A 12,174-nucleotide genomic window follows, 5' to 3' on the forward strand; every position below is an offset into this window, starting at 1 on the left:
ACGGAATGACCATATTTTCTGCTGTGGTCCGACTTGCTTGGCGACGTTACCGGAGCCGGGGTCGGACTCCGAGTACCGCGCTTCCGACGCGGACATGTGTCGCGCCGGCGGAAATCGCCTCCTCGAGGTCCGCGCTCATCCCTGCGGACACCATCGTCGCAGCAGGATGCGCCGTGCGCAGGCGGGTTGAGATTTCCCGCAGCCGCGCGAACGCCTCACCCGGCCTTCCCGCGTACGGGCCCGCCAGCGGGGCCACGGTCATCACTCCGTCCAGACGCAACCCACGGGCCTCGGCCACCGCGTCGGCCAGGTCGGCGACCCGGTCCGGTGCGGCGCCGCCGCGCGGCCCGGCGTCGTCGCTTTCCGCGTCCAGCCCGACCTGGATCAGGCAGCCCAGTTCGCGGTCCCGCGGCGGGGCCGCGTTCGCCAGGGACCTCACCAGGCGCGGGCGGTCGACGGAGTGCACGAAGTCGGCATATCCGGCCACCGAGCGTGCCTTGTTGGTCTGCAACTGGCCGACGAAGTGCCAGGTCAGGGGTAGATCCGTGCACTGCGCCGCCTTCGGGGCGGCGTCCTGGTCGCGGTTCTCGGCGACGTGCCGGACACCGAGCTCCGACAGCAGCCGTACGTCGCTCGCCGGGTAGGTCTTGGTGACGACGACCAGGGTCACCGCGTCCCGGGGACGACCGGCCGCCTCGCAGGCGCGCGCGATGCGCTCCTCCACCGAGGCGAGGCCGGCGGCGAGTTCGGCCCGCCGGTCGCCGGTCGCGGAGCGGAAGGGGGCGTCGTCGTTCATCGTGTGATCTTTCCCTCAGTCGTCCAGCCAGACGTAGCTCCCGAGCCGGCCCGTGTCGCGCTCGCGGCGGTAGGAGAAGTGGTCGTCCGACTCGAGTGTGCAGACCGCGGACTGTTCCAGGGCCGTGACACCGGCGGCACGCAGCTGGGAGCGCACCCCCGCCGCGACGTCGACCGCGGGCGTGCCCCACGAGGTGGCCGCGTACGCCGCCGGCACGGCGGCCGCCACCTCGGCACGCATCTCCTCCGGCACCTCGTAGCAGCGGCCGCACACCGCGGGTCCGGTCCGCGCGATCATGCGGGAGGTGTCGGCACCCAGGCGCACCATGGCCTCGATCGTCGCGGGCACCACGCCGGCCAGCAGCCCCGGGCGTCCGGCATGGGCGGCGCCGGCCACCCCGGCCTCGGGGTCGGCGAGCAGTACGGGGGTGCAGTCGGCGGTGAGTACGGCGAGTGCGAGGCCGCGGCGGGCGGTGACCACGCCGTCGACCGCGGCCACCGGGCGTCCGGAGAGGTGCGGGGGCTCGTCCACGACCGCGACCTCACGGCCGTGCACCTGGTTCATCCAGACGACCCGGTCCGGGTCGATCCCCAGACTTCCGGCGGCCAGCGCGCGATTGCGCCGCACGGCGGCGGGGTCGTCGCCGACCGCTCCGCCGAGGTTGAGGGTGTCACGAGGAGCGGCGCTCACCCCGCCCCACCGGTCGGTGAAGGCGAAGTGGGCGCCGCTCAGCGTGTCGTGCAGACCTATCACTTCAGGAAGTCCGGCACGTCCAGCTCTTCGGCCTGGCTGTCCTGGTACGGACGGGCGGGCGGCACCTGGGGAGCCGGCGGCGGAGCGTCGGCCCCGGCGGTCGGCTGCGGGGCGGGAGTCTCCTCGTCGCGCGGGGTGAGCACCCCGAGCGCGGGCCGCTCCCCGCCCTCGTCGGAGGTGCGGGAGGAAGAGGAGGAGTCGTCCCGGGACCCGTAGGCGCCGAGCACCTTGTCGCGGTTCTTCGGCGGCGGCTGACCCCCGTCGAAGCCGGCGGCGATCACGGTGACCCGCACCTCGTCGCCGAGGGCGTCGTCGATGACCGCGCCGAAGATGATGTTCGCCTCCGGGTGGGCCGCCTCGCTGACCAGCTGGGCGGCCTCGTTGATCTCGAAGAGACCGAGGTCCGAGCCGCCGGAGATGGACAGCAGTACGCCTCTGGCGCCGTCGATGGAGGCCTCCAGCAGCGGCGAGGAGATCGCCATCTCGGCGGCGGCCACCGCACGGTCGTCGCCGCGGGCCGAGCCGATGCCCATCAGCGCGGAGCCCGCCTCGGACATCACGGACTTGACGTCGGCGAAGTCGAGGTTGATCAGACCGGGCGTCGTGATCAGGTCGGTGATGCCCTGCACACCGGACAGCAGGACCTGGTCGGCCGACTTGAACGCGTCGAGCACGCTCACCTGACGGTCGGAGATGGACAACAGCCGGTCGTTCGGGATCACGATGAGGGTGTCGACCTCGTCCCGCAGGCCGGCGATGCCGTCCTCGGCCTGGTTCGCCCGGCGACGGCCCTCGAAGGTGAACGGACGGGTGACGACGCCGATGGTGAGGGCACCGAGGGACCGCGCGATGTTGGCCACGACGGGCGCGCCGCCGGTGCCGGTGCCGCCGCCTTCGCCGGCGGTGACGAAGACCATGTCGGCCCCCTTGAGGACCTCCTCGATCTCCTCGCGGTGATCCTCGGCGGCCTTGCGGCCGACGTCGGGGTTGGCCCCCGCGCCGAGCCCCCGGGTGAGCTCGCGGCCCACGTCGAGCTTGACGTCGGCGTCGCTCATCAACAGGGCCTGCGCATCGGTGTTGATCGCGATGAACTCGACGCCCTTGAGACCGACCTCGATCATCCGGTTGATGGCGTTCACGCCACCGCCGCCGATACCGACGACCTTGATGACTGCGAGGTAGTTCTGCGGTGCTGCCACGTCGAAGGCCTCTCGCCTCGAGTTACGTTTCCCTGCTGGGCGGTCCGAATGCCGACCTCAACCCCGAACCTGAAGTCTAGGGTTAACCGTGCTCGTACTTCTCTGGACTCTTCGCAACGGACACTAAGTCGACAAGTGCTGGGTGTTCAACGAACACGCCGAACCTCCCGTTTTTCTTTTCACCCTATGTGATCAGGCCGTCCGGTGATCCACCAGGGTGCTGGCCTGCGGGTATGTACGTCAACTCGGTTGAGTCCGCGGCGGCCTGCGGGGGCGTCAGGGTCAGGGAGGAGAAGGACGCGAAGGACGTGAAGGAGAGGCCGCCGGGGCGGTGGGGGCGGAGACGTCGAAGTGCGCGGCGTCGGGGGAAGCCTTCATCAGGGCGCGCAGCGCCCTGTTCTTCGCCGTGCCGCGTTCGGCGCTCCCCCACCGCACCATGCGGTCGCCGGTCAGTTCGACGGTGAGCGCGTCGTAGGAGGCGGCCCTGACCGTGCGGGCGTCCTCGCGTACCCCGGCGGGCAGGCCGGCGAGGACGTCGGCCGCGGCCCGGCGCAGGGCCCGGGCGCTGAAGCGCTGCTGCATCCGGGCGTCGGCGCGCGGTCCGACGACGAGAAGCGGAACGCCTTCCGGAGCTTCGCCGACGGTCGCGAAGCGCACACCTTCGGCGTCCACTTCGACGTACCGGGCGCCCTCCCCCGTGTCGCCGCCGCTCTTGCGGAGCAGCAGCACGGGGCGCCGTTCGGTCACGTGCACGCCCACGCCGTGCGGCCAGGCGCGGACCACCCGGACCTGGTCGACGCGGCGCAGCGCCTCCCGTACCCGGCGTTCCACGGCGGACGCGTCCAGGGACGCGAGCGGAGCACCGAGCGGAACGTCGGCGGCGTCGAGCACGCGGCGCTCCGTCAGGACGCGGGTGCCGTCGACGGAGACCTTCTCGACACGCAGCCAGGAGGAGCCGTAGAGCGCCCAGACGCCGAAGGCGCCCAGCAGCAGCGCCAGGACGACGAGGACCGGCAGGGCACGGCGGCCGGGGCGGGGGAGGCGGCGCCGGACGGACGGCTCGGCGGGGTCCGCGGCGGGGTCCTCCCCCGTCCGCCGCTCGTCCGTGTGCCGCTCGGCGGCCTGTGCGGGTCCGGCCACGCTCCCTGCCCTCTCCTCGGCCTCCGGGCGCGGTACCGCACCCGGAGGCGGGTGTGCCTACGCCTGACGGCGTGCCGACATCGCCTCGTGCACCATGCCGACCAGCAGGTCGTCCGCGTCCGGGCGGCCGAACTCGGCGGCGGCGCGGGCCATGTGGTGGAGGCGGTGGGGGTCGGAGAGGACCGGGAGCACGTGGTCCCGGATCCACTCCGCCGACAGCTCGGCGTCGTCGACCAGCAGGCCGCCGCCCGCCTTGACCACCGGCTGGGCGTTGAGCCGCTGTTCGCCGTTGCCGATCGGCAGGGGTACGTACGCCGCCGGCAGTCCGACGGCCGACAGCTCCGCGACGGTCATCGCGCCCGCGCGGCAGAGCATCATGTCCGCCGCGGCGTACGCGAGGTCCATGCGGTCCACATACGGTACCGGCACGTAGGGCGGCATTCCGGGCATGTGGTCGACCTGCGGCAGTTCGTTCTTCGGGCCGACCGCGTGCAGCACCTGGATGCCGGCGCGCTGGAGCTGCGGGACGACGGACTGCACGACCTCGTTGAGCCGGCGGGCGCCCTGCGAGCCGCCGGTGATCAGCAGGGTCGGCAGGTTGGCGTCCAGCCCGAACGCGGCCCGCGCCTCCGGGCGCGCCGCGCGACGGTCCAGGGTGGCGATGGAGCGGCGCAGCGGGATGCCCACGTAGCGGGCGTGCCGCAGCTTGCTGTCCGGCGTGGAGACGGCCACGTACTGGGTGTAGCGGGAGCCGATCTTGTTGGCGAGACCGGGGCGTGCGTTGGCCTCGTGCACCACGATGGGGACGCCGAGCCGCTTGGCGGCGAGGTAGCCGGGCAGGGCGACATAGCCGCCGAAGCCGACGACGCAGTCGGCCTTGGTGCGCTCCAGGATCTGCTCGGCGGCCTTGATGGTGCCGCGCAGCCGCCCGGGCACGGTGATGAGCTCGGGCGTGGGTTTGCGCGGCAGCGGCACCGCCGGGATCAGGCCGAGTTCGTAGCCGCGCTCCGGCACCAGCCGGGTCTCGAGTCCGCGCTCCGTCCCGAGGGCCGTGATGCCCACGGTGGGGTCCTGCCTGCGCAGGGCGTCCGCGAGGGCGAGCGCGGGCTCGATGTGGCCGGCGGTCCCCCCGCCGGCGAGTACGACATGCACCGAAATTCACCGCTCTCCGGACGGCGGCCTTCCGGACCGCCGTCTCATCGTCTTCCCTTTACGCCCAGCCCGGCCGCGGCGGAGGAGTCCCCCGAGGGCGGGCTGCCGCGCGGCCAGTGCCACCCGTGCGGCCGGGTCGCTGCGCGCGAACGCGATCAGCAGACCGACCGCGAACATCGTCGGCAGCAGGGCGGAGCCTCCGTAGGAGAACAGCGGGAGGGGGACGCCGGCGATCGGCAGCAGGCCGAGCACCGCACCGATGTTGATCCCGGCCTGCACCGCGATCCAGGTGGTCACGCCTCCCGCGGCATACCTCACGAAGGGGTCCTCCGTGCGTCCGGCCACGCGGATACCCGCATAGCCTAGAGCCGCGAAGAGAGCGAGCACCGACAGCGTCCCCGCCAGTCCGAGTTCCTCCCCGGTCACGGCGAAGATGAAGTCGGTGTGAGGTTCGGGTAGTTGACCCCATTTCTCCACGCTCGCCCCGAGCCCGGAGCCGAACAGGCCGCCCGACGCGAGGGCGTAGATGCCGTGCACGGCCTGCCAGCAGGGGTCCAGCGCGCCGGCGTCCGGGTCGGTCACGCCCAGGCACTGGAGCCGGGACATCCGGTTGGGGCTGCTCCAGACGAGCAGGGCGGCCAGCACCGCGCCGACGCCCAGCACCGAGGCGAACAGGCGGGTGGGGGCTCCGGCGAGCCAGAGCAGGCCGAGGGCGATGGCGGCGACGATCATGGCCGTGCCCATGTCTCCGCCGAGCATGATGAGCCCGAGCAGCAGCAGCGCGACGGGCACCAGCGGCACCATCAGGTGGCGCCACTGCGTCATCAGGCCCTTCTCCCGCTTGCGGGCGAGCAGGTCGGCGCCCCACAGGACGAGTGCCAGCTTGCCGAACTCGCTGGGCTGGAGCTGGAAGGGGCCGCCGAGGCCGATCCAGTTCTGGTTGCCGTTGACCTCGACTCCTATGCCGGGCACCTGGACCAGGCACATGAGGAACACCGAGGCGGCGAGCAGCGGGTAGGCGCAGGCGCGGTGCAGCGCGACGGGCATCCGCACGGCGATCAGCAGCAGGATCGCGCCCAGGAGCGCGGCGAAGACCTGCTTCTGGAAGTAGTAGGTGGACGACAGCCCGTACCGCAGCGCCTCGATCTGCGAGGCGGAGAAGACCATCACGAGTCCGAGCACGGTGACCAGCAGCACCGATCCCATGATCAGGTAGTACGCCGTGAGCGGGCGGTCCCACGCCCGGCGGGCGCGCCGGTACGCCCTGCCCAGCGGGCCTCCCTCGCCGCCGGGCAGGCGCGGGGGCCTGCGGGGGGCCGGTGCCCGGCGGGGCACGGGCGGGCGGCGGGTGCGCGCGCCCGCCGCGTAGACGGTGGCGGGGCCGCGGCCGGCGGCGGTCCGTGCGGCCTGCCGCGCCCCCTCCGGACCCGGCCGGCGGGTGGTGCCCGCCGGGCGGTGCGGTGTCGCGTCGGCCGTCATGCGCGTCGTCCCCTTCGTCCCACCCGGTCCTCGGCCCCGGGGAGGCTGCGGCTCAGTCGCCGGCCGCCGGGCCGGAGCCCAGTGCGTGGACGGCCTCGGCGAAGGCCTCACCGCGCGTGTTGTAGTTGGTGAACATGTCCATGGAGGCGCAGGCCGGGGCCATCAGCACCGTGTCGCCGGGTCCGGCGAGGCGGGTGGCCTCGCGGACGGCGGCCGCCATCGCACCAGTGTCCGTCCGTTCGAGGTCGACGACCGGGACATCCGGGGCGTGTCGCGCGAGGGCTTCGGCGATCAGGGTCCGGTCGGTGCCGATCAGCACGGCCCCGCGCAGACGCTTCACCGCGCGGGCGACGAGGTCGTCGAAGGTGGCGCCCTTGGCGAGGCCGCCGGCGATCCAGACGATGGAGTCGTAGGCGGCCAGGGATGCCTCGGCGGCGTGGGTGTTGGTGGCCTTGGAGTCGTCCACGTAGGCGACGCCGCCGACGTCGGCGACGTGCTCGATGCGGTGCGCGTCGGGGCGGAAGGTCCGCAGGCCCTCGCGTACGGCTGCGGGCTCGACGCCGTACGCGCGGGCCAGCGCGGCGGCGGCGAGCGCGTTGGCGATGTTGTGGGGGGCGGCCGGGGTGACGTCGGTGACCCCGGCGAGTTCCTGCGCGCTCCGCTGCCGGTCCGGGACGAAGGCGCGGTCCACGAGGACGCCGTCGACCACGCCGAACTCCGAGGGCCGGGGGGCGCCGAGGGTGAAGCCGATGGCACGGCAGCCCTCGACGACGTCGGCCTCGCGGACGAGTTCCTCGGTGGCCGGGTCGGCGGCGTTGTAGACGCAGGCGACGCGGTTGCCCTCGTAGATGCGGCCCTTGTCCGCGGCGTAGGCCGCCATGGAGCCGTGCCAGTCGAGGTGGTCCGGGGCGAGGTTGAGGACGGCGGCGGAGTGCGCGCGGACGCTGGGCGCCCAGTGCAGCTGGTAGCTGGACAGTTCGACGGCGAGCACGTCGTAGTGCTCCTCGGAGAGCACCACGTCCAGCAGGGGGGTGCCGATGTTGCCGACTGCGGCGGTGCGCAGCCCGGCGGCCTCCAGGATCGAGGCGAGCATCTGCACCGTGGTCGTCTTGCCGTTGGTGCCGGTGACGGCGAGCCACGGCGCGGCGTGGCGCCGGGGCCCCTCGCGCAGCCGCCAGGCCAGCTCGACGTCGCCCCACACCGGCACGTCGTGCGCGGCGGCCGCGGCGAACAGCGGACTGTCCGGCTTCCACCCGGGCGAGGTGACGATCAGGTCGGTGCCCTCGGGGAGGGTGGCGCCGTCGCCGAGGCGGACGGCGACTCCGTCCGCACCGAGGGCGGCGGCACGGTCGCGGTGCCCGTCGCTGTCACCGCCGTCGACGACGGTGACACCAGCCCCGAGCCGGGCCAGGACGCGTGCGGCGCTGACGCCGCTCACGCCCAGCCCGGCCACGACGACACGCCGGCCGGTGAAGTCCTCCGGCCCCGGGGCGGCGGTCACTTCGCCGCCGCCCAGGCGGCGAAGAAGATGCCGACGCCGACGATCGCGCACATGCCCTGGATGATCCAGAAGCGGACCACCACAAGGACTTCGGACCACCCCTTGAGTTCGAAGTGGTGTTGCAGCGGCGCCATCTTGAAGACGCGTTTGCCGGTGAGACGGAACGAGCCGACCTGGATCACCACGGACATGGTGATGAGGACGAACAGGCCGCCGAGGACGGCGAGCAGCAGTTCCGTGCGGGAGCAGATGGCCAGGCCCGCCAGGGCACCGCCCAGCGCGAGCGAGCCGGTGTCGCCCATGAAGATCTTCGCGGGCGAGGTGTTCCACCACAGGAAGCCGAAGCAGGCGCCCATCAGGGCGGCGGCGACCACGGCGAGGTCGAGCGGGTCGCGCACCTCGTAGCAGCCGGGGCCGGCGGTGGCCGGGTTGGCGCAGGACTCCTGGTACTCCCAGACGCCGATGAAGGTGTAGGCGCCGAAGACCATCACCGACGCACCGGTGGCCAGGCCGTCCAGACCGTCCGTCAGGTTCACGCCGTTGGACATGGCCAGGATCATGAACAGCGCCCAGACCACGAACAGCACCGGGCCGATCGACCAGCCGAAGTCCTGGGTGAAGGACAGCTTCGTCGAAGCGGGGCTCAGGCCGCGCTCGTCGGGGAAGTTCAGCGCCAGGATCGCGAAGCCGATCCCGACGATCAGCTGTCCGGCCATCTTCGCCTTGGCCCGCAGACCGAGACTGCGCTGCTTGACGATCTTGATGTAGTCGTCGAGGAACCCGACGAGGCCCATGCCGGCGAAGAGGAACAGCACCAGCACGCCGGAGAAGGTGGGCTCACTGCCCGTCACCAGCTTGGTGACCGCGTACGCGATGAGCGTCGCCAGGATGAACGCGATGCCGCCCATGGTGGGGGTGCCGCGCTTGCTGTGGTGGTTCTGCGGCCCGTCGTCGCGGATGAACTGGCCGTAGCCGCGGGACGCGAGCAGCTTGATCAGCAGCGGGGTCCCGATGAGCGACAGGAACAGACCGATGACCCCGGAGAAGAGGATCTGCCTCATCGAGCAGGAACCTCGCCCTCGAGCAGGCCGAGCGCCACACGCTCCAGACCGACCGACCGGGACGCCTTCACCAGGACCACATCCCCCGGACGCAGTTCCTCACCCAGCAGCTCGATCGCCGCCTGAGCGTCGGATACGTGCACCGACTCCTCACCCCACGAACCCTCGTTCTTGGCGCCCATGTCGAGCCAGGCGGCCTCCCGGCCGCCCACCGCCACGAGCTTGTGGACGTTGAGCCGGACGGCGAGCCGTCCGACCGCGTCGTGCTCGGCGAGTGCCTGGTCGCCGAGCTCGGCCATCTCGCCGAGAACCGCCCAGGTCCGCCGCCCCCGGCCCATCGCCGCGAGCGCGCGGAGCGCGGCCCGCATGGAGTCGGGACTGGCGTTGTAGGCGTCGTTGACGACCGTGACTCCGTCGGCGCGCTCGCTGACCTCCATCCGCCAGCGCGAGAGCGTGCCCGCCGCGCCGAGTGCCGCGGCGATCTCGGAAGCAGGCATGCCCAGTTCATGGGCCACGGCCGCCGCGGCAAGCGCGTTCGACACGTGGTGCTCACCGTACAGGCGGAGGGTCACGTCGCTGCACCCGGTGGGTGTGTGAAGCGTGAAAGCGGGGCGCCCGCGGTCGTCGAGGTGCACGTTCTCGGCGCGTACGTCCGCTTCGCCCGCCTCGCCGAACAGCACCACGCGGGCGCGGGTGCGTGCGGACATCGCGCGGACCAGCGGGTCGTCGGCGTTGAGGACGGCCACGCCGCCCTCGTCGGCCGGCGGCAGCGCCTCGACCAGCTCCCCCTTGGCCTGCGCGATCTGCTCACGGCCGCCGAACTCGCCGAGGTGCGCGGTGCCGACGTTGAGGACGACACCGATACGCGGCGGGGTGAGGCCGGCGAGGTAGCGGATGTGGCCGATGCCGCGGGCGCCCATCTCCAGCACGAGGTGCCGGGTGTGCTCGTCGGCGCGCAGCGCGGTCAGCGGCAGCCCGATCTCGTTGTTGAGGTTCCCGGCGGGGTAGACCGTCGGGGCGAGGCGTTCCAGCAACTGGGCGATGAGGTCCTTGGTGCCGGTCTTCCCGGCGGAACCGGTGAGGGCGACGACCTCGGCGCCCAGGGTCCGCACGAGGTGGCGGGCGAGCGCTCCGAGGGCGGCCGTCACGTCGCCGACGACGATCGCGGGCACGCCCACCGGCCGGGTGGCCAGCACGGCGGCCGCGCCGGCCTCGACGGCCCCGGCCGCGAAGTCGTGACCGTCCGCCCGGGCGCCGGGGAAGGCGACGAAGAGCGCCCCGGCCTCGACCTCGCGGGAGTCCTTCACCACGGGACCGGTGACACGGACGTCGGGGTCCGGTATGTCGCACTGCTGCCCGGAGACGACAGCGGCGATCTCGGCGAGAGAGAGGGGGATCATGAAATCTGGTCGTCTGTCCGGGAGGTCGGGGCGCCGGCGGCGCGCGTCCGCTCGATGGCCTCGCGCAGCACCAGCTTGTCGTCGAACGGGCGGACCACTCCGGCGATGTCCTGGCCCAGTTCGTGGCCCTTGCCCAGCACGAGGACGGCGTCCCCCGGCTGGGCGTGGGCGACGACGGAGGCGATCGCGGCGGCCCGGTCCTCCTCGACCAGGACGGTCCCGCGTTCGTACGCGGGCACCTCGGCGGCCCCCGCGAGCATGGTGGCGAGGATCGCGAGCGGGTCCTCGGTGCGCGGGTTGTCGGAGGTCAGCACGGCCGTGTCGCACAGGCGGGCCAGCGCGGCGCCCATGGCGTTGCGCTTGTGCGGGTCGCGGTCGCCGCCGCAGCCGAGCACGGCGTGCACCCGGCCGTCGGTGACCTTGCGGATGGCGTAGAGCACCGACTCCACGGCATCCGGCTTGTGGGCGTAGTCGACGACGGCGAGGTAGTCCTGGCCGGCGTCGACGCGCTCCAGGCGGCCGGGCACGCCGGGTACCGCGGCGACGCCGTCGGCGGCCGTCTGCGGGTCGATGCCGGCGGCGACGAGGGCGGCGATGGCGGCGAGCGCGTTGGCGACGTTGAACGGCCCGGGCAGCGGCGCGGCGGCCTGGACGGTGAGGCCGTCCGGGCCGTGCACGGTGAAGGTGGAGCCGAGCGGACCGACCTCGACGTCGGCGGCGCGCCAGTCGGCATCCGGGTGGCCTTCGGCGGAGAAGGTGGTGACGGGCACCTCGGACTCGGTGATCAGCCGGAAGCCGTACTCGTCGTCGAGGTTCACCACGCCGGCACGGGAGCGGGCCTTGGTGAAGAGCTGCCGCTTGGCCTGGAAGTAGTCCTCCATGTCCGGGTGGAAGTCCAGGTGCTCCGGGCTGAGGTTGGTGAAGACGGCGATGTCGAAGACGCAGCCGTCCACCCGGCCCAGCACCAGGGCGTGCGAGGAGACCTCCATCGCGACCGAGGTGACGCCGCGTTCGCGCATGACCGCGAAGAGCGCCTGGAGATCGGTGGCCTCCGGCGTGGTGCGCTCCGACTTCAGGCGCTCGTCGCCGATGCGGGACTCGACGGTGCCGATCAGTCCGGTGACGCCGCCGTCCTTCTCCGCGGCCCGGCGCAGTCCGCCTTCGACCAGGTAGCTGGTGGTGGTCTTGCCGGAAGTGCCGGTGATGCCGAGCTGCAGCAGGCCGTCGCCCGGGTCGCCGTAGATCGAGGCGGCCAGGGCGCCCATCCGGGCCCGCGGGTCGGGCACGGTGAGCACGGGCAGCCCGGTGGCAGCGGCCCGCTCGGTTCCCGAGGGGTCGGTGAGCACCGCGACGGCGCCGAGGCTGGCCGCCTGGGTGGCGAAGTCGGCGCCGTGGAAGCGGGCCCCGGAGAGCGCGGCGTAGACGTCGCCGGGGAGCACGGCGCGCGAGTCGTGGGTGATACCGGTCGCCGCGGCTTCGGAGGCGGGCGCGTCGACACCCAGCTGCCGGGCCAGTTCGCTCAGCGGTACGGGGCTCAGCTGGGCCGGACGAGGCGGTGCGGAGGAGATCTGATCAGCTTGTGGCACGGCGGTGAGCGTACCCGGCGAGCGGTCGTCGCCGCGAAGCGAGGGGTTTGCCGGGCGCCGTGCGGGGCGGCGTCCCGTGCCGTCGGTGATCGTGTCCACGTAACAGC

At 72.9% G+C, this 12,174-nt stretch carries 10 protein-coding genes; all 10 read right to left on the reverse strand.

What is annotated here, in order from left to right:
* Positions 1–46: 46 nt before the first annotated feature.
* The 10 genes from K304_RS27050 to K304_RS27055 all read right to left on the reverse strand — a co-directional run bounded on the left by K304_RS27050 (position 47) and on the right by K304_RS27055 (position 12,166).
* Positions 47–796, reverse strand: a complete 750-nt coding sequence (locus tag K304_RS27050; RefSeq protein ID WP_037789080.1) for a YggS family pyridoxal phosphate-dependent enzyme — start codon at positions 794–796, stop codon at positions 47–49.
* A gap of 15 nt (positions 797–811) precedes the next feature.
* Positions 812–1,549, reverse strand: a complete 738-nt coding sequence (gene pgeF, locus K304_RS0103095) for a peptidoglycan editing factor PgeF (protein WP_027762543.1) — start codon at positions 1,547–1,549, stop codon at positions 812–814.
* Positions 1,546–2,748 carry a cell division protein FtsZ gene (gene ftsZ / locus K304_RS0103100; RefSeq protein WP_027762544.1) on the reverse strand — a complete coding sequence of 401 codons (1,203 nt, stop codon included), beginning with the start codon at positions 2,746–2,748 and terminating at the stop codon, positions 1,546–1,548. The genes pgeF and ftsZ overlap by 4 nt, the downstream gene beginning before the upstream one ends.
* Positions 2,749–3,030: 282 nt before the next feature.
* Complete coding sequence (locus tag K304_RS0103105; protein ID WP_027762545.1) at positions 3,031–3,888, reverse strand: FtsQ-type POTRA domain-containing protein; 858 nt, start codon at positions 3,886–3,888, stop codon at positions 3,031–3,033.
* Between the two features lie 57 nt (positions 3,889–3,945).
* The gene (murG, locus tag K304_RS0103110; RefSeq protein WP_027762546.1) at positions 3,946–5,040 is read right to left on the reverse strand and encodes an undecaprenyldiphospho-muramoylpentapeptide beta-N-acetylglucosaminyltransferase; all 1,095 of its coding nucleotides are present in this window, start codon (positions 5,038–5,040) and stop codon (positions 3,946–3,948) included.
* A 6-nt stretch (positions 5,041–5,046) separates the two neighbouring features.
* A complete protein-coding gene (ftsW, locus tag K304_RS0103115; RefSeq protein WP_078528382.1) occupies positions 5,047–6,519 on the reverse strand; it encodes a putative lipid II flippase FtsW in 1,473 nt (490 codons plus the stop codon).
* Positions 6,520–6,571: 52 nt separating this feature from the next.
* Positions 6,572–8,020 (reverse strand): UDP-N-acetylmuramoyl-L-alanine--D-glutamate ligase, encoded by a 1,449-nt coding sequence (murD, locus tag K304_RS0103120; protein WP_027762548.1) that lies wholly within the window; start codon positions 8,018–8,020, stop codon positions 6,572–6,574.
* Positions 8,017–9,081, reverse strand: a complete 1,065-nt coding sequence (gene mraY / locus K304_RS0103125) for a phospho-N-acetylmuramoyl-pentapeptide-transferase (protein WP_027762549.1) — start codon at positions 9,079–9,081, stop codon at positions 8,017–8,019. Before mraY ends, murD begins: the two co-directional genes overlap by 4 nt.
* Positions 9,078–10,481 carry a UDP-N-acetylmuramoyl-tripeptide--D-alanyl-D-alanine ligase gene (locus K304_RS0103130; protein WP_027762550.1) on the reverse strand — a complete coding sequence of 468 codons (1,404 nt, stop codon included), beginning with the start codon at positions 10,479–10,481 and terminating at the stop codon, positions 9,078–9,080. Before K304_RS0103130 ends, mraY begins: the two co-directional genes overlap by 4 nt.
* Positions 10,478–12,166 carry a UDP-N-acetylmuramoyl-L-alanyl-D-glutamate--2,6-diaminopimelate ligase gene (locus tag K304_RS27055; RefSeq protein WP_051307781.1) on the reverse strand — a complete coding sequence of 563 codons (1,689 nt, stop codon included), beginning with the start codon at positions 12,164–12,166 and terminating at the stop codon, positions 10,478–10,480. Before K304_RS27055 ends, K304_RS0103130 begins: the two co-directional genes overlap by 4 nt.
* Positions 12,167–12,174 lie beyond the last annotated feature (8 nt).

The sequence above is a fragment of the Streptomyces sp. CNS606 genome, assembly GCF_000426325.1.